At 59.6% G+C, this 16505-nt stretch carries 18 protein-coding genes; 5 read left to right on the top strand and 13 right to left on the bottom strand.

The genetic code is table 11. The annotated features are described in order from the left end of the window. Positions 1 to 4 precede the first annotated feature (4 nt). The 5 genes from QRN31_RS21560 to QRN31_RS21540 are packed head-to-tail and all read right to left on the bottom strand — an operon-like array spanning position 5 to position 3855. Complete coding sequence (locus tag QRN31_RS21560) at positions 5 to 835, bottom strand: DUF2797 domain-containing protein (RefSeq protein WP_285434433.1); 831 nt, start codon at positions 833 to 835, stop codon at positions 5 to 7. Next, complete coding sequence (locus QRN31_RS21555; protein ID WP_090183249.1) at positions 832 to 1092, bottom strand: YeaC family protein; 261 nt, start codon at positions 1090 to 1092, stop codon at positions 832 to 834. The genes QRN31_RS21560 and QRN31_RS21555 overlap by 4 nt, the downstream gene beginning before the upstream one ends. Before the next feature lie 35 nt (positions 1093 to 1127). Continuing rightward, positions 1128 to 1997 (bottom strand): rhomboid family intramembrane serine protease, encoded by an 870-nt coding sequence (locus tag QRN31_RS21550; RefSeq protein WP_285434431.1) that lies wholly within the window; start codon positions 1995 to 1997, stop codon positions 1128 to 1130. Next, positions 1994 to 2968: a metallophosphoesterase gene (locus tag QRN31_RS21545; RefSeq protein WP_414922528.1), complete on the bottom strand. Its 975-nt coding sequence runs from the start codon at positions 2966 to 2968 to the stop codon at positions 1994 to 1996. Before QRN31_RS21545 ends, QRN31_RS21550 begins: the two co-directional genes overlap by 4 nt. After that, complete coding sequence (locus tag QRN31_RS21540; protein WP_010459816.1) at positions 2965 to 3855, bottom strand: NAD(+) kinase; 891 nt, start codon at positions 3853 to 3855, stop codon at positions 2965 to 2967. Before QRN31_RS21540 ends, QRN31_RS21545 begins: the two co-directional genes overlap by 4 nt. A gap of 111 nt (positions 3856 to 3966) precedes the next feature. Between QRN31_RS21540 and QRN31_RS21535 the strand changes: the two genes are divergently transcribed. Beyond that, positions 3967 to 4917: a DUF1853 family protein gene (locus QRN31_RS21535; RefSeq protein ID WP_285434428.1), complete on the top strand. Its 951-nt coding sequence runs from the start codon at positions 3967 to 3969 to the stop codon at positions 4915 to 4917. Positions 4918 to 5049: 132 nt separating this feature from the next. Here QRN31_RS21535 and QRN31_RS21530 read toward each other — a convergent pair whose 3' ends face one another. The 3 genes from QRN31_RS21530 to QRN31_RS21520 form a co-directional block, all read right to left on the bottom strand. Continuing rightward, a complete protein-coding gene (locus QRN31_RS21530) occupies positions 5050 to 6333 on the bottom strand; it encodes an arsenic transporter (protein WP_285434427.1) in 1284 nt (427 codons plus the stop codon). A 30-nt stretch (positions 6334 to 6363) separates the two neighbouring features. Beyond that, the gene (locus tag QRN31_RS21525) at positions 6364 to 6711 is read right to left on the bottom strand and encodes a metalloregulator ArsR/SmtB family transcription factor (RefSeq protein ID WP_285434426.1); all 348 of its coding nucleotides are present in this window, start codon (positions 6709 to 6711) and stop codon (positions 6364 to 6366) included. 125 nt (positions 6712 to 6836) lie between these two features. Next, positions 6837 to 7397, bottom strand: a complete 561-nt coding sequence (locus tag QRN31_RS21520) for an NADPH-dependent FMN reductase (RefSeq protein WP_285434424.1) — start codon at positions 7395 to 7397, stop codon at positions 6837 to 6839. Between the two features lie 173 nt (positions 7398 to 7570). Between QRN31_RS21520 and QRN31_RS21515 the strand changes: the two genes are divergently transcribed. Continuing rightward, entirely contained in the window at positions 7571 to 7831 is a 261-nt protein-coding gene (locus QRN31_RS21515; protein ID WP_285434423.1) for a hypothetical protein, read from the top strand. Between the two features lie 88 nt (positions 7832 to 7919). Further along, positions 7920 to 8813, top strand: coding sequence for a LysR family transcriptional regulator (locus QRN31_RS21510; protein ID WP_285434421.1), 894 nt, complete (start codon positions 7920 to 7922; stop codon positions 8811 to 8813). Here the strand turns inward: QRN31_RS21510 and QRN31_RS21505 are convergent. The 5 genes from QRN31_RS21505 to QRN31_RS21485 all read right to left on the bottom strand — a co-directional run bounded on the left by QRN31_RS21505 (position 8779) and on the right by QRN31_RS21485 (position 14066). Further along, positions 8779 to 9393, bottom strand: coding sequence for a GNAT family N-acetyltransferase (locus tag QRN31_RS21505; protein ID WP_285434420.1), 615 nt, complete (start codon positions 9391 to 9393; stop codon positions 8779 to 8781). The two genes, QRN31_RS21510 and QRN31_RS21505, sit on opposite strands and share 35 nt — an antisense overlap. A gap of 14 nt (positions 9394 to 9407) precedes the next feature. Continuing rightward, the gene (locus QRN31_RS21500) at positions 9408 to 11663 is read right to left on the bottom strand and encodes an Orn/Lys/Arg family decarboxylase (RefSeq protein ID WP_285434418.1); all 2256 of its coding nucleotides are present in this window, start codon (positions 11661 to 11663) and stop codon (positions 9408 to 9410) included. 128 nt (positions 11664 to 11791) lie between these two features. Continuing rightward, on the bottom strand, positions 11792 to 12550 hold the full coding sequence (dnaQ, locus tag QRN31_RS21495) for a DNA polymerase III subunit epsilon (protein ID WP_285434416.1): 759 nt from the start codon (positions 12548 to 12550) through the stop codon (positions 11792 to 11794). Positions 12551 to 12762: 212 nt separating this feature from the next. Further along, positions 12763 to 13215, bottom strand: coding sequence for a ribonuclease HI (gene rnhA / locus QRN31_RS21490; protein ID WP_008028618.1), 453 nt, complete (start codon positions 13213 to 13215; stop codon positions 12763 to 12765). 92 nt (positions 13216 to 13307) lie between these two features. Continuing rightward, a complete protein-coding gene (locus QRN31_RS21485) occupies positions 13308 to 14066 on the bottom strand; it encodes a class I SAM-dependent methyltransferase (RefSeq protein WP_090183231.1) in 759 nt (252 codons plus the stop codon). A 65-nt stretch (positions 14067 to 14131) separates the two neighbouring features. Here QRN31_RS21485 and gloB point away from each other — a divergent pair, with 65 nt between their 5' ends. Beyond that, positions 14132 to 14899, top strand: a complete 768-nt coding sequence (gene gloB, locus QRN31_RS21480; protein ID WP_285434522.1) for a hydroxyacylglutathione hydrolase — start codon at positions 14132 to 14134, stop codon at positions 14897 to 14899. Positions 14900 to 14998: 99 nt separating this feature from the next. Continuing rightward, entirely contained in the window at positions 14999 to 16453 is a 1455-nt protein-coding gene (locus tag QRN31_RS21475) for a transglycosylase SLT domain-containing protein (protein ID WP_285434411.1), read from the top strand. Positions 16454 to 16505 lie beyond the last annotated feature (52 nt).

The following is a 16505-nucleotide window of genomic DNA, read 5'->3' as shown; positions in this document are numbered from 1 at the left end:
GTCCTTACTGATGCACGGCGAGCTGATAAGCCGTGTACTTACGAATATTGATCACGCCAGTGTCGAAAATCAGGTATTGGCCCTTGATCCCCAACAGCGTGCCTTCGGCAATCGGATTCTTGTCCAGGTTGAAGCTGACAATCTTGGCCGGGTATTGCTCGACCGGATAGCGGATTTCGAGGGTTTCTACGTCGGCAATGGTCTGGATTGCCTGTAAGCCAAATCGTTCCTGCAAACCCTGCAAACCTTCGGCACAGCTTTCAAACAATTGATCACGAACCTGAGCCAGGTCCACCGAAATCGCATCACCCTTGAGCAATGCACGCCAGTTGGTCTTGTCCGCTACCTGACTGCGAAACAGGTCTTCGACGAAGCCCGACTGCTGGCGCGTCGACACACGCATGATCGGCAGCGCCTGACGCGCGCCCTGGTCGATCCAGCGGGTCGGGAGCTGGGTGGCGCGGGTGATCCCGACTTTCACTCCGGAAGAATTGGACAGATACACAATGTGATCGGTCATGCAGAACTTCTCGCCCCACTCCGGCTCACGGCAAGTGCCTGCGTCGTAGTGGCAACGCTCCGGGCTCATGATGCAGAGGTCGCACTGGGCCAGCTTGGTCATGCACGGGTAGCAATAACCCTGGCTGAAACTGGTTTTGGTCTTGCGTCCGCAATGGGAGCAAAAAATCGCCCCCAGGTATTCCAGACGCACCGTGCTGCCGATCAATGGATTGACCGGGACCTCGACGTCATCCAGACGAAACGCGTACTGCACGTTCGGCCCGTCAAGGCGCGCCGACATTTTGCTGATTGCACCGCGGCCAATCTCAATCAATGGACGGCATCCGATTTGAACAGGATATTGGGCACGCTGATCGACTTCGAGCTGCACTCCTGCGGCCCCATGTAGCCGGTACGCTCTTCCTCGGGCAGGTTCTGGATTTCCCAGGCGATCATCGCCTGCAACGACAGTTCGCGCTGCTCGGCGGTGAGCTTGCCACCGTCGGACCATTTGCCGATTTCCACCGCCAGTTTCAGGCTCTGGTAGATATCGGGGGTGATGTTTTGGATCATTTCGTTAAAAGAGGACATCAAGAGCTCCGCGCGCTTAAATTCACATAACGGTTTCAGACGGCCAGTTTACGGCGGTTGTACAAACCGCCCAACAAACCGGTCAAGCATCCGACGAGCAACCCGCCGACGTGGGCGGCATTGGCAATTTCACCGAAGCCGATCATCGAGACCAGCCCGGACATGCACAGCACCAGCCACACCAGCATCATCACCAGCACGCCGCGCGGCAGGCGATAAGCCGGGTTCGGCGACAACAGCTGGAAGATCCAGCAATGCCCAAGCAAGCCATACAGCACGCCAGACAACCCACCGAACAGGGTCGGACCGCTGAAATAATACTGGGCGTAATTGGAGACCAGGCTGAACAGCAAGGTCAGGCCGATCAGGTTGATGCTGCCCTGGCGCGACTCGATGCGCCGCCCCAGCTCCCAATACCACATGCCGTTCATGGCCAGGTGCAGGATGCCGAAGTGGATCAGCATCGGCGTCACCAGACGCCACCACTGCCCTGCCGCCAAGCCGTCAGCCAGCGGCACGAACTGGATATAGTCGCCGACAACGCGAAAATCGAGGAAGGTCAGCCAGCGCATCGTGTCGAGGTTTTCACCCAGCAGCGTCACTGCGCCGACAATCAGGCTCAACAGCAGCACCAACCCGGTCGCCCTGGCGTGACGCAATTGCTCCACAAAACCGGGCCGCCTGGTGGTGTGCGCCACCGGAATGTCCAGTTGCTGATCCGGGTCACCTTCCGGAAAGCGTTCGTACAGGGAACGCACGTCTTCGCTGATATTGGCCGGCACCCACAGCACCTGCTCGCCCGCTTCTTCGCTGACGCGATGCGGCACTTGCATGCGCTGCAGCAGTTTGACGAACCCGCTCAAATCCACCGCCAACGGCAGACGCAGCACGGCAACCACACTCATTGCAGCACCTCCGGCCGCTCGACATCGACCCAGACGAATTTGTGCGGATCGAGCCGGGTTTCCTGATCCAGGCGATAAGCGACCAGTTTGCCGTAAAGCACCGCGCTGTAGTCCAGGCAGGCCAGGTTCGGACGGATCGGCGCCGGTTTGCCGCTGCGCCAATAGTGGCCGACGAACAGCAACGGTTCATCGACGCCATAGCGCAACAAAGTGTTTTTTTCCGTTGAAGACAGTGGCTTTCGGGCCACGGGCTCAGGCAAGGCATCAGGCTGGAACACAATATCTCCGTAGGTTTGCGGGTCGTCTTCCCAGAACTTGGTGCGAAAGAACGAGCGCGTCAGGCCATCGCCGCTGGTCATGGTCAACCCGTCAGGCAAGCGCATGTCAGTGCCGCGCAGCAAGCGATCGAACACGGTGCAGGCGAAGCTGCCCGGCACGGCCGAAGCCTGGAGGAAATGTTCGTCGATGCAACCATTGGGAAACAGCGCGCGCAACGGTTCGATCAAGCCCGAATCCCAGCAGGCGTGCACCACGCGAAAGCGTCCGGCGTCGACGAACAGGGGCAGTTCGTAGAACCATTGCTGGAAATCATGCCAGTCGCCGGGATGCTGTTCGAATTGAGTCAAGGTTTCGCCCAGCAAGCGTGCATGACGTGGCGTGTGTTCGCGCACGAACTGCTTGCCGCTGCCCGGAGGTGCGGGGGTGGCCCAGCCCAGCGCGTTGAATTCATGGTTGCCCATAATGCACAGCGCCTGCCCGGCCTCGACCATGTCGTGGACGATGTACAGCGCCTCACGAATTCGCGGACCGCGGTCGATGATGTCGCCAACGAACACCGCCATGCGTGACGGGTGTCGCCAGACGCCACCTTGTTTGTGATAACCGAGCCGGTCGAGCAAGTGCTCAAGGGTCAGAGCGCAACCGTGCACGTCACCGATCAGGTCGTAGCTACGCGCGGGATCGAGCATCAGTCGCCTCCACCACCCAACCGACTGCCCCAGCCGAGCTTGGTCCGGCAGACTTCATAGTAATTGTGGTCGAGCGGGTGAATCAGCCGCAGTTTCTGGGCCTTTTTGCTGATGGTGATAGTGTCACCCGGCGCGCAGGTGAAATGGTTCTGCCCGTCACAGGAGACTTGCGGGTAGATCTGCATATCTTTGGACACGACGATTTTCAGCTCACTGTTGCCATCGACCACAATTGGCCTGCCTGACAAGGTATGGGGGTACATCGGCACTATCACAATAGCGTCAAGCTTGGGGTGCATGATCGGCCCGCCCGCCGACAGCGCGTAGGCGGTCGAACCGGTGGGCGTGGCGACGATCAGGCCATCGGCCTTCTGGCTGCAGACGAACTGGCCGTCGATGTACAGCTCGAACTCGATCATGCGCGTGGATTTGCCGGGGTGCAGCACCACGTCGTTCAGCGCATCGCCCTGGCCTATGGCCTCGGCATGGCGGCGGACTTCGGCTTGCAGCAGGAAACGGTTTTCCACCAGATAATGGCCGTCGAGCACTTCGGCGACTTTGACTTCCAGCTCATCGGGGCGGATATCGGTCAGGAAACCCAGGCTGCCCCGGTTGATGCCAAGCACCGGGATATTGTGTCGGGCCAAGGCACGCGCGGCGCCAAGCAGGCTGCCGTCGCCGCCGACCACAATCACCATGTCACAGACTTCGCCGAGCATCTTGCGCGACGAGGTTTGCAGGCCATGGCCGGGCAAGACTTCGGCGATGGTGTCTTCGAGGATCACGTGCAGATGACGATCGAGCAGAAAGCGTTTCAGTCGGCGGACGGTATCCAGCACCTGCGAACTGCCCAGGCGACCGATGATGCCGATATTACGAAATTGCTCCATGGGGCCCCTGAGGTCTGTGACGGCGAAAAACACGATTATGGGCGAAAGCGCGGGATAGACAAAATCCTTTCAGCCACAAGGATGTACTCCGATTAAGGCTATGCTCGCAAGATGATCCTATTTCCCGATTTGCTCCAGTTACCCCATCGGTTGCGCCACCCTGAAGTGCGCGACCTGGCCTGGGTCATCCTCGCGCCGCCGATGCTCGGCGAAACGCCGTGGCCACAGCGGCATCCGCTGGCCGGCAGTGACTGGGTGCAGGCGCCGGACCGGCTGGAGCACTGGCTGCGGCAACTGGACCACGACAGCTATGACTTGCTGCACTGGCTGGCGCAGGCCAGGACGCGGCGACTGGGCCTGTATTACGAGCGCTTGTGGCAGTACGCCGTGCGCCACGCGCCAGGCATCGACTTGATCGCGGCCAACATGCCGATCCGTCGCGAAGGTCACACGCTCGGCGAACTGGACATGCTATTGCGCGACCGCGACGGCGTGCATCACCTGGAACTGGCGATCAAGCTGTACCTGGGCCCGCAAAATGGCGACGGACACGACACCGCGCAATGGCTCGGGCCAGGCTGTCATGACCGGCTGGACCGTAAACTGGCGCACCTGACCCAGCATCAGTTGCCGATTTCTGCTCGACCAGAGAGCCGCGAAGTACTGGCGGCGCTGGATATCCAGCAGTTCAGCGCGCATCTGTGGCTGGGCGGTTACTTGCTCTATCCGTGGCCTGGGCAAGCCGAACCACCTGCCGGCGCGCATCCGCAACATTTGCGCGGTAGCTGGCTGCATCAGAAGGACTGGGCGCAATTTGTCATGCAGCGTCCATTCGGTCGCTGGCAACCCCTGCCCCGCCACGCCTGGCTGGCGCCGGCGCATTATCCGGCGGAGCTGACCTGGAACGCTGAACAGTTGAATGCCTGGCTGAGCGATCTCGAACCGCAGGCACCGGCGCAATTGATGGTGCGCCTGACTGAAAATGCCGATGGAGAATGGGAGGAAGCCGAGCGACTGTTCCTGGTGGCGGATCTTTGGCCGAATGTGCCGGGTGGTGGCTGATTTTTGTATCGTCTTGTCCGGCCCCATCGTCGGAATGCCGCCCAGAGCAGGCTCACTCCCACAGGGAAATGCAGTTCAAATGTGGGAGTGATCCTGCTCTGGGCGGCATTCCGACGATGGGGCCAACCAGGTCTAGATGGACAACCGCAACGCCAACGCCGCCAACGTCACCAACAGAACAGGCAACGTCAACACGATCCCGACCTTGAAGTAATACCCCCAGCCAATCTGAATATTCTTGCGCTGCAGCACGTGCAACCACAACAACGTCGCCAGGCTGCCAATCGGGGTGATTTTCGGCCCCAGGTCGCTGCCGATGACGTTGGCGTAAATCATCGCTTCCTTCACCACGCCCGTGGCCTGGCTTGCATCGATCGACAGCAAACCGATCAGCACCGTCGGCAAGTTGTTCATGATCGACGACAACAGCGCGGTCAGCACGCCAGTCCCCATGGCAGCGCCCCAAACACCGTACTGCGCAAACCCGTCCAGCCACCCCGCCAGATACCCGGTGAGCCCGGCATTGCGCAGGCCATACACCACCAGGTACATGCCCAGCGAGAAAATCACGATCTGCCACGGCGCTTCTTTCATGACCTTGCGCGTGGAAATCTTGTGGCCACGGGCGGCGATGGCCAGCAGCAACGCGGCGCACACGGCGGAGATGGCACTGATCGGAATACCCAGCGGCTCTAGGGCAAAACAGCCGAGCAGCAGAATCACCAGCACCGCCCACCCGGCATAAAACGTTGCCTTGTCGTGGATCGCCGTGGCGGGATGCTCCAGTTGTTCGGGGTCGTAATCCTTGGGAATGTCACGACGGAAGAACCACATCAACATCGCCAATGTGGCGGCGACACTGACGACGTTGACCGGAATCATGACCGCCGCATAACGATTGAAGCTGATGTGAAAGAAGTCCGCTGAAACAATGTTCACCAGGTTCGAGACCACTAGCGGCAGGCTTGCGGTGTCGGCAATGAAGCCGGCGCCCATCACAAATGCCAGCGTAGCCGCCGGAGAAAAGCGCAATGCCAGCAGCATGGAAATCACGATCGGCGTGAGAATCAGTGCAGCCCCGTCGTTGGCAAACAAGGCCGACACCAGCGCCCCGAGCAGCACCATATAAGCAAAGAGTTTGCGTCCGCTGCCCCGCCCCCAACGCGCCACATGCAAGGCTGCCCAGGCAAAGAAACCCGCCTCATCCAATAACAGACTGATGATGATCAGCGCCACAAACGTGCCGGTGGCATTCCAGATGATCTGCCAAACAATCGGGATGTCACTCAGGTGAACCACGCCGAAAATCAGGGCCAGCACTGCACCAAAAACCGCGCTCCAGCCGACACCGAGGCCTTTGGGTTGCCAGATCACCAGGGTGATGGTCAGCAGAAAAATCAGCGACGCAATAAGCATGCAAAACAGCCTTCAAAGAGAAATCAGGGATTAGCAGCAGCGTACCGGGCGATCGGCCATTGCCTGCAAACGGGCAACATCAGCGGCCAGCCACTCGGAGTGATCGGCCAGCGCGTCCTGTAACAGAGTGATGACCCACGGTGATAATTCCGGGTGCAGGCGATAAAAAACCCACTGCCCCTGTCGACGGTCCGCCAACAGGCCATTGCTGCGCAGTTGCGCCAGATGACGGGAAATTTTCGGCTGACTGAGGTCCAGCCCGGCCGTCAATTCACACACGCACAATTCACCTTCACGGGCGATCAACAGCGCGATTCGACTGCGAGTGTCATCGGCCAGGGCCTTGAAAATATCGACGGGACTGCGAGAACTGGACATGGGTAAACACGCCTCTGGACAACGAGGCGTGAAATATATGGAATTTCGAATATGCAGTAAAGCGAATGCTGAGAACCGCAACCGTTACAGGCTCGGGCTCACAGGCTCCTTTCCATGGGTGCTTGTCACACTTTCTTATGCTGTTCGACCCACTTGCCGTAAGCATTGATGAAGTTCTGCAAGAACGGCTTCACCGATTCCGACACCTTGCCCGCCTCATCGAACGCCGAGCCAGCGCCACCCAAGTAGGCCTCTGGTTGCTGCATGCACGGCACATCCAGAAACACCATGGACTGACGCAGGTGATGGTTGGCACCAAATCCGCCGACTGCCCCCGGTGAAGCACTGATCACTGCGCCGGGCTTGCCGCTCCAGGCACTTTTGCCATACGGACGCGATCCGACATCGATTGCATTCTTCAATGGTGCCGGCACCGAGCGGTTGTATTCAGGGGTGACGAACAGCACTGCGTCGGATGAACTCACTTGTTGCCGGAAAGTGCTGTAGGCTGCCGGCGGAGAAGTTCCGTCAATGTCTTCGTTGTAGAGCGGCAGGTCACCAATTTCAATGATATTGAGCTTGAGATTGGCCGGTGCCAGGTCGGCCAAAGTCAGCGCCACCTTGCGGTTGATCGAATCCTTTCTCAAGCTGCCGACAATAACGGCGATCGTGTAGACGTTGCTCATGGAAGATTCTCGACTGTTCGATGGAAAGACTTGTAGTTATAGATGACGAATCATCAGAGGGCTGCTGAAATCGCCGCCCCTGACTATTTTTTTCCTGTAGGAAAACTTACCTCGCCCAACCACGGTCTACAGAACCGCAAATTGAGTGATTTATCTCCAGAGGTTCTAAGCAGATGGCAGCAGTACTCGTCGGTCAGTTCCATGCAAGAGACGCGGAAGGCCGTGTTTATTCCGTGCATGAGTTCCAGGAATCCACCCCGTCGGCAGACGGCCTGACTGGCTCTGCGCCTGTCACCACCTACAAACTGGCCATTGGCGACCGCGTCAAAAAGCTAGATGACAACCAGTTTCTGCTGGTGCAATCGGACGTGACCATCGTGCGCGAGCCCGACACCTATGTCGGCAGCCCAAAGACGACCAACGTCGCCTCATAACTTCGCGTTATGAGCAGAAGTCATATGCGCGCACTTGAGTTAGGATTCAGTCACTGACTCCCTCACCTGCTGAACATGGACTTCACGCATGCGTTTACGTCATATCGAAGTGATCCACGCGCTCTTGCAGACCGGTCACCTGGGTACTGCCGCCGAATGGCTGCAGTTGCCGGTGGCCGAGGTTGAAAGCCTTTTGCGCGATGCCGAGGATCAGTTGGGTTTCATGCTGTTTTCCAGCGTGCGTGGACGCTTGCAGGCTACACGTGAGGCGCGGGAACTCCAGGTCGAAATTGCCCACGTCTATGACGCGCTTGAGCCGGTGCAGCGCCTGGCCAGCAGCCTCAAGCAATATCAGGCGCATCCGCTGCGCATCATTTGTACCCCGCCCCTGGCGCACCAACTGTTGCCACAGAGCATTGCGGCCTTGCGCCGACGCCTTCCCGATGCGCCTTGCACCCTGCTGAGCCAACCGACCCGAGATATCGTCCGCAGCCTGCTGCTGCGTGAAAGCGATCTGGGGTTGAGCCTGCACGACCCTGATCACGCCGACATTCATTGCCAGGTGATTGCCCAAGGCAAGCTCCAGCTATTAGCGCCCCACGGTTGGCTGCAACCGAAACAGAAATACATTTCCCTGCAGGACCTGGCTGGTCAGTCGATGGTCGGCCTGGAAGGTCACGACCCGCTGAGTCCGGCGCTGGAGAACAAGTTGCACGCCTTGCGCCCCGCCCCCGTCATTCTGACACGGGTGCAGACGCATCAAATGATGCGCAGCATGGTCGAGGCCGGCGAAGGCCTGGCGATTGTCGATCCGTTTACCGCCCTCGGCGCCAAATCGACCGGGCTGGACGCTTGCCCACTGGCACCCGCGGTGCCGATCAGCCTCTATGCCCTGACCCTGAAAAACGCTGAGCCCACCCCAGCCGTTCAGGCGCTGTTGGACATCCTCACGGAACAAGCCGCGGCGATGCTTTCGAGCTGAGCGGATTTTCCAACGGATTATCGAACAAGCGGTACCAGAACAGCGCCACCTCGGCGGTATTGGGGTCGATGCCGCGATAGCGCAGATGATCAATCCCGCCAATCACAAAACCACAGCGTTCATAAAGCCGGCAGGCCCCCAGATTGTTGTTCTGGGTTTCGAGCATGATGCCCGGCAGTTTCTTCTTGCGACTCCAGAACTGCGCCACGTCCAGCAACGCCTTGGCCACACCATGGCGCCGCGCTGGCGCATGCACGGCCAACTCGTCGATGTGGGCAAAGCCGTTCCAGTTGGTGCTGACCACCAGATGCCCGACGGGTTCGTCATCGAGATAGGCCATGAACACCGCACTGTCGGCGGCATCGCGAAAACTGCTGAACTCCTCGGGATCGATGCCGTAGCACTTTCGATACGGGGTGATTGGCGTCACTCGCCACTGCTCCACCGGCTTGCCGATTTCGGCGACGCCATAGGAAGCGACTTCAAAACTGAAATCACTGCCCCAGATATAAGGCGCAAAACCCTCATCGGCGACACGCACCGACAGTCCTGGATATTTTGGATTCATGATCGGCTGCATGCTGGGAAAGGTCCTCATTCCTTGATGCAATCGACGGTGTAATGCCGTCCATTGCCCTCGTCTTCGTGTTGCAGTCCATGCACATCAACGACAAACCCGGGGAAGCTGCTGTCGAACGTGCGAGCAAACGACAGGTAATCGATGATCGATCGGGTCGACTCGGTGAACCGCTCGCCCGGCATGATCAGCGGAATGCCAGGCGGATACGGAACCAGCATGACCGCGGCGATCCGTCCGTCCAGCGCATCGATCGACACGGCCTCCACTTCACCCCGCACCAATTGATCATAGGCGTCAGCCGGCTTCATGGCGATTTCCGGCAACACCGTGTACATGCGTTTAAGGTGTTTGGCCGTGGCATTGCTGCGATAACAGGCGTGCAATTGATCGCACAAATCGCGCAAACCCATGCCTTGATAACGCGTGACATTCTGTTGCGCCACGCACGGCAGGCATGTCGCCAGACTGACGTTGGCGTCATAACTGCGTTTGAACTCCAGTAACTCGGTGAGCAGCGTGCTCCATTTACCTTTGGTGATGCCCATGGAGAACAGCACCAGGAATGAATACAGCCCGGTCTTCTCGACCACCAGTCCGCGCTCCCAGAGAAACTTGCTGACCACTGCCGCCGGAATCCCGCGCTCACTCAGCGCACCGCCTGCAGTCAGCCCTGGCATCACCAGGGTGACTTTGATCGGATCAAGCAGGACGTAGTCGTCGGTCACACCACCAAAGCCATGCCAGTCGGCGTCAGGTTGCAGCAACCAGTCCTGGGTCTCGACGCGATCAATGCCTTCCACCGACGGCGGCTGCCAGATGGAAAACCACCAGTCATCCGCCGCGATGTGTTGCCGCAGATTGGCCAGGGCCCGACGAAAACTCAGGGCTTCGTCGAACATTTCCTGCAACAGCGAACGCCCGGCCGGGCCTTCCATCATCGCCGATGCCACGTCCAGCGACGCGATGATGCTGTATTGCGGCGAGGTGGAGATGTGCATCATGAACGCTTCATTGAAACGGTCGCGGTCCAGTTGCCGCGCCCCGCCATCCTGGACGTGAATCATCGAGGCCTGACTGAACGCCGCCAGCAATTTGTGCGTGGAATGAGTGGTGAAGACCAGCGGGCCATCGTCGGTACGGGATGTGCCCATGCCGTAACGCCCGGCAAAAAATTCATGGAACGCCGCGTAGGCGTACCAGGCTTCGTCGAAATGCAGGACTTCGACGCTGTTGCCCAACTGCTGCTTGATCAGCTCGGCGTTGTAACAGAGCCCGTCGTAGGTCGAATTGGTCACCACCGCAAGCTTGACCTTGGGCGCCCGGCCCTTGGTCAGCGGGCTGGCGTCGATTTTCGCCTGGATCGATTCACGGCTGAATTCGCTCAGCGGAATCGGGCCGATGATCCCCAGCTCATTGCGTTCTGGGCACAGGTACAGAGGGATCGCGCCGGTCATGATGATCGAGTGCAACACCGACTTGTGGCAGTTGCGGTCCACCAGCACCAGATCATCGCGAGCGACCATCGAATGCCAGACGATCTTGTTGGCGGTCGAGGTGCCATTGATCACGAAAAAGGTGTGATCAGCGCCGAAATTACGTGCGGCTCGCGCTTCGGCTTCAGCCAGTGGGCCGGTGTGATCGAGCAACGAACCCAATTCCGGCACCGAAACCGACAGGTCGGAACGCAGGGTGTTCTCGCCGAAAAACTGATGAAACGCCTGCCCGACCGGACTCTTGTGATACGCCACTCCGCCGCCATGGCCGGGCGTGTGCCAGGAATAATTGGAATCAGCCGTGTGTTGCACCAGCGCCTTGAAAAAGGGCGGCAGCAAACCATCCAGGTATTTGCGGGCGGCTCGGGCCACTTGCCGGGCGAGAAAAGGCACAGTGTCTTCGAACAGGTAAAGAATGCCGCGCAGTTGATTGAGTTCCGCCATGGCGTCGGCCGGAGCGTTTTCCAGCGTCACCTGCTCACCCAGGGCGAAGATCGGCAGGTCCGGCGCACGAACCCGCGCGAGGCCGATGAGCTCCGCCATATTGTGTAACAAATGCGAGTGGGCGCTGGGGTCTTCGGCGGCGATCAACATGCAGGAGAGACCGTGATGGGTCGAAGCGACCAGCCGCCCTTCGGCGTAATCCACTGCCGAAACGATGCTGAAGCCTTCCTGCTCCAGCTCCCGGGCGATGCCTCGCACGCGGTCACCGGCGACGGTATCGGCCTTGATGTCGCGGTGGACGATCAGGACCGGGAATTTCAAATCTTTATACATGAGGCTCAGTGTCCTGAGGCTGCAGGCCGCGGCCTGCCAATATCCTCAGGGTAGAGGGTTCAAGCGCATGTGGCGAGCGCCGATGCCCCGAAGCGGGTCAACCGGCGCACCATCATGTGGCCAGCTATTCAGGCCTGAGCCTTAGCCTCGGCCAGTTGCTGCCACAACGACGGAGCCCCGGCAGCCTTGGCAATCGCTTCCAGACGCGCAACGTGCCGGGCCAGATCATCTTCGCTGGCACGGATAATCTGGGTGGGCTGGCGATCAGCGGGCAAACGGCGGATTTCGGTGGCGGAGTTGTCCGCCCCTTCACCCGAGCCATTGCCATCGGACGCATTACCGGCCAGCGACAGGCTGGTCTGGCCACCGGTCATGGTCAGGTAAACGTCGGCGAGAATCTCGGAGTCGAGCAAGGCGCCGTGCAGTTCACGGCCGGAGTTGTCGACGCCGTAACGTTTGCACAACGCGTCGAGGCTGTTGCGCTGTCCCGGGTGACGCTCCCGGGCCATCATCAGGGTGTCGAGGATCGAGCAGTGTTGCGTGATGTCCGCACGATCGTGCTGGCCCATCAAGGCAAATTCGTTGTTGATGAAGCCAACGTCGAACGCCGCGTTATGGATGATCAGCTGTGCGCCCTTGATGAATTCGAAGAACTCATCGGCCACTTCACTGAAACGCGGCTTGCCCACCAGGAATTCGTTGGTGATGCCGTGGACGCCGATGGCGCCTTCGTCACTCTCGCGATCCGGTTGCAGGTAAACGTGGAAATGCCGGCCGGTCAGGCGCCGACCGATCAACTCGACACAACCGATTTCGATAATCCGGTGGCCGTCGGTCACCGGCATGCCGGTGGTTTCGGTATCGAGTACAACGGATCTGGTGGCCATCAGTGCTCAGCTCTCAACGGGTCATTCGTGCAAAAACGGCGATGTTAACACGCTCGCTGGGGTCTTTCAGATACACCGTGTTGCACCCAATCGCGAGCAGGCTCGCTCCCACTGATCGTTCCCACGCTCTGCGTGGGAATGCAGCCCGGGACGCTCTGCGTCCCATTGGAACGCGGAGCATGGGAACGATCAGTGTGTGTGTGTGTGTGACTTCAGGCTTGTTTGTAACCGCGCACTTCATCCACGCCACGGTTAGCCAATTGGTCCGCCCGTTCGTTGCCGTGATGGCCGATGTGCCCGCGCACCCATTTCCAGGTGACGTTGTGGCGGTTGACTTGCTCATCCAGCAGTTTCCACAGGTCGGCATTTTTAACCGGTTCTTTCGCGGCAGTTTTCCAGCCGCGTTTCTTCCAGTTGTCCATCCACTCGTTGATGCCTTTCATCACGTATTGCGAGTCAGTCACCAGCAGCACATCGCAGGAGCGTTTGAGCTCTTCCAGGCCGCGGATCGCGCCCATCAGCTCCATGCGGTTGTTGGTGGTGTTGGCTTCGCCGCCCCACAGTTCTTTTTCCACGCCCTTGCACACCAGCAACGCGCCCCAGCCGCCAGGGCCAGGGTTGCCTTTGCAGGCGCCATCGGTGAAGAGTTCTACGCTATCGCTCATGCCAATCTATCCAGAAAATGCGGTGGCTCGCCGATCGGTGACCGACGATGCCCGAGGCCGGAACATGTCCGGCCGGGAAAATAAAGTGTGTATTACGGGTCGATGCGGCGGCGATTGACCTTGGCCATCGGCAACGGAATCAGCTTGCCCATCGGTTCGCGCCGTTCCTGACGCAGCGGGCGTAACCCCACCACGATCTTGCGCGCGACCAATAAATAGAAGCCGCCCCCCGACAGTTGCCAGTCACCGGCCTTGCGCTCCCAGCCGGCCAGACGAGCCTGCCAGGCGGGTGACGCAAGCGGCGGACGATAGCACCCGAAGCGGCGTTTCTCCAGCGCGAAGCCCAGCAGGTTCAACCAGTCACCGACCCGCGACGGCGAGATGCAGCGAGCCTTGCGCAAACCATCGTGGGCGAACACATGACGCAGGCCCCAGGTGCTCCAGGGATTGATCCCGATGATCAACAAGTGCCCGCCGGGTCGAACGCTGCTGGCCGCTTCGCGCAGCAAACCGTGAGGCGACAGACAGAAATCCAGCCCGTGCTGCAACACCACCACGTCAGCGGCATGCTCGCTCAACGGCCAGGCCTGCTCTTCGCAGACAATCTCGACGCCCGGCAACGGTGCGCCGAGCCGCACATTGCGCTGCACCTGCGGTGCCGACGGCGGCGTCTGGGCCGACGGTCCGTAATGCACCAGGTAGCCGCCGAAGAAGCGCCCCAATTCGTCTTCGAGCATGCGCCGCTCTTCGTCCAGCAGAAATTGCCCAATGGGGCCGGACAGCCATTCACGGGCCGCGCTGATCAATGTCAGCCACTCAGGATCGGCCTGAGCGAACGCTTTATCGGTCATTGCATTCTCCAACGCGCCAGGAAGTTCTAAGATGCGCCATTGTTTTCCGCTTGGCGAATCCGACGATGATACAGATCAGTGCCCTGCCCGCCTTCACCGACAACTACATCTGGTTGTTACAAGACCATCGCACCCAGCGCTGTGCGGTGGTCGATCCCGGCGATGCCGCGCCCGTGCAAGCCTGGCTGGCAGCGCATCCGGGATGGGTATTGAGCGATATTCTGATCACTCATCACCATCATGATCATGTCGGCGGTGTCGAGCAGTTGAAAAAAGCGACAGACGCGACCGTCTATGGCCCGGCCAGCGAAACCATCCCGGCGCGGGACGTGGCGCTCAAGGACAACGACCGCGTCAGCGTACTGGGCCTGGACTTCGACGTCTTCGCCGTGCCCGGCCACACGCTGGGGCATATTGCCTATTACCATCATGGGCTGCTGTTCTGCGGCGACACCCTGTTTGCCGCCGGTTGCGGGCGCCTGTTCGAAGGCACGCCGGAACAAATGCATGCTTCGCTGTCGCGCCTTGCCGCGCTGCCGGAGGATACGTTGGTCTACTGCACCCACGAATACACCCTGAGCAATCTGAAATTTGCCGCAGCGGTCGAACCGGGCAATCCGGACACCACCGCGCGTCTGGAAAAAGTCACCGCGCAACGTGAAGCCGGAATCATGACCGTGCCCTCTACTCTGGCGCTGGAAAAGCTTACCAATCCGTTTTTGAGGGTCGACGAAACATCCGTTAAAGAAAAAGTGGACGAACGGAACGGAACCGATAACCGGGCTCCGAGTGCGGTTTTTGCTGCCTTGCGGGCTTGGAAAGATAAGTTCTAAGCAGGCTATCTATTGGTACAAAAATTCTGAATGGTTGACCGCAGGGGGTACGCTTTCTAGAATCGCCCGACATTTTTGCCCGGAACTTACTTCCAGCCAATGTCGTCATCTATTCGTAAAGCCATCAATTCAGACGCATTGACCCGCTTGGCTCAAGCCATAGCGGTGGCTGTGTCCGCCACTCTGGCGGGCTGTTCCAGCCATGTGCCGCAGACCGAAGCGACACACACACCGAATATCGCCGCGCGAGCCAAGCAGAAACCCATCTGGCTCAGCGAAAAACCAACACCGCAAGTACCACAGGACGTCTGGGAGCGCATGCGCCAAGGCTTCCAGTTGCAGGACGGCCTGGGCGTCAACCCACGTATCGAGCAACAGCGCCTGTGGTTCGCCAGCAATCCATCCTTCCTCGAAAACGCCGGCGAACGCGGCAGCCTCTACATTCACTACATCATCGAACGCCTTGAAGAACGCAACATGCCGCTGGAACTGGCGCTGCTGCCCGTGATTGAAAGCGCCTACAACCCGATGGCCTATTCCCGGGCCGACGCGGTGGGTCTTTGGCAATTCATCCCGTCCACCGGGCGTTACTACAACCTGCGTCAAACCCGTTTCTATGATGGCCGCCGCGACATTACCGCTTCGACCACCGCGGCCATGGATTACCTGACCCGCCTGCACGACATGTTCAACGGTGACTGGTTACTGGCCCTCGCCGCCTACAACGCCGGTGAAGGCACGGTCAGCCGCGCCATCGAGCGCAACGAAAAGCTCGGCTTGCCAACCGATTACTGGAACCTGCCACTGCCGGCCGAAACCCAGGCCTATGTGCCGAAGCTGCTGGCCCTGTCGCAGGTCGTACTGGCTCCCGAAGCCTACGGCGTGAATCTCAACCCGATCGCCAACGCACCGTACTTCCAGGTCGTCGAAATCAATCAGCGCATGGACCTGTCCAAGGTTGCCGCGGTGGCCAACATCGACGAGGACGAACTGTTTCAGCTCAACCCGGCGTTCAAGCAGCGTACGACCATCGACGGCCCCCAGCATTTGCTGGTGCCGACGTCCAAGGCTCAGTTGCTGACCGCCAGCCTGTCGACCATGCGTCCTGAAGAGCTGATCAGCAAAAAATCGTTCACGCCCGTCTTCGAAGGCGCCGACGAGTCCGAAGTCGCCAGCCTCAAACGCGCCTACCGGGTGAAACGTGGCGACAACCTCGTCGCCATCGCCAGGGCCAACAAGGTCGACGTCAAGGACCTGCAGCGCTGGAACAAAATGAGCGGCAAGGACCTCAAGGTGGGTCAGACCCTGGTGATGCAGGACACCACCAAGCGCGGCGGTGGTCGTGTCAACACGGTGGTGGCAGCGAACAGCAAAAACGGCAGCAAGGCCGCCAAGGCAAAGCCGCCGACCCAATACAAGGTTCAGCAAGGCGATTCGCTGTATATGGTTGCCAAACGTTTCAACGTTGAAATGCAACACCTCAAGCGCTGGAACCCTCGGGTCGGCCAGGCGCTGAAGCCGGGACAGATGCTGACGGTTGCTTCGCCACGCTAAGAATGGGCCCCTGATTACAGGGGTTTTTTATGCCTGCAGCGCGGGTTTTCAG

The sequence above is a fragment of the Pseudomonas sp. fls2-241-R2A-110 genome, from assembly GCF_030209165.1.
In the GTDB taxonomy this organism is placed as follows: Bacteria; Pseudomonadota; Gammaproteobacteria; order Pseudomonadales; family Pseudomonadaceae; genus Aquipseudomonas.
This window is presented reverse-complemented; position numbering and strand designations above follow the sequence as displayed.

Bases quoted from the DNA above. Each gene is read 5' to 3' on its own strand.
- QRN31_RS21555 (WP_090183249.1), bottom strand. From the start codon at position 1,092: ATGTCCTCTTTTAACGAAATGATCCAAAACATCACCCCCGATATCTAC.
- QRN31_RS21535 (WP_285434428.1), top strand. From the start codon at position 3,967: ATGATCCTATTTCCCGATTTGCTCCAGTTACCCCATCGGTTGCGCCAC.
- QRN31_RS21515 (WP_285434423.1), top strand. From the start codon at position 7,571: ATGGCAGCAGTACTCGTCGGTCAGTTCCATGCAAGAGACGCGGAAGGC.
- QRN31_RS21475 (WP_285434411.1), top strand. From the start codon at position 14,999: ATGTCGTCATCTATTCGTAAAGCCATCAATTCAGACGCATTGACCCGC.
- dnaQ (WP_285434416.1), bottom strand. From the start codon at position 12,550: ATGGCCACCAGATCCGTTGTACTCGATACCGAAACCACCGGCATGCCG.
- QRN31_RS21485 (WP_090183231.1), bottom strand. From the start codon at position 14,066: ATGACCGATAAAGCGTTCGCTCAGGCCGATCCTGAGTGGCTGACATTG.
- gloB (WP_285434522.1), top strand. From the start codon at position 14,132: ATGATACAGATCAGTGCCCTGCCCGCCTTCACCGACAACTACATCTGG.
- rnhA (WP_008028618.1), bottom strand. From the start codon at position 13,215: ATGAGCGATAGCGTAGAACTCTTCACCGATGGCGCCTGCAAAGGCAAC.
- QRN31_RS21525 (WP_285434426.1), bottom strand. From the start codon at position 6,711: ATGTCCAGTTCTCGCAGTCCCGTCGATATTTTCAAGGCCCTGGCCGAT.
- QRN31_RS21550 (WP_285434431.1), bottom strand. From the start codon at position 1,997: ATGAGTGTGGTTGCCGTGCTGCGTCTGCCGTTGGCGGTGGATTTGAGC.
- QRN31_RS21540 (WP_010459816.1), bottom strand. From the start codon at position 3,855: ATGGAGCAATTTCGTAATATCGGCATCATCGGTCGCCTGGGCAGTTCG.
- QRN31_RS21510 (WP_285434421.1), top strand. From the start codon at position 7,920: ATGCGTTTACGTCATATCGAAGTGATCCACGCGCTCTTGCAGACCGGT.
- QRN31_RS21505 (WP_285434420.1), bottom strand. From the start codon at position 9,393: ATGCAGCCGATCATGAATCCAAAATATCCAGGACTGTCGGTGCGTGTC.
- QRN31_RS21520 (WP_285434424.1), bottom strand. From the start codon at position 7,397: ATGAGCAACGTCTACACGATCGCCGTTATTGTCGGCAGCTTGAGAAAG.
- QRN31_RS21500 (WP_285434418.1), bottom strand. From the start codon at position 11,663: ATGTATAAAGATTTGAAATTCCCGGTCCTGATCGTCCACCGCGACATC.
- QRN31_RS21530 (WP_285434427.1), bottom strand. From the start codon at position 6,333: ATGCTTATTGCGTCGCTGATTTTTCTGCTGACCATCACCCTGGTGATC.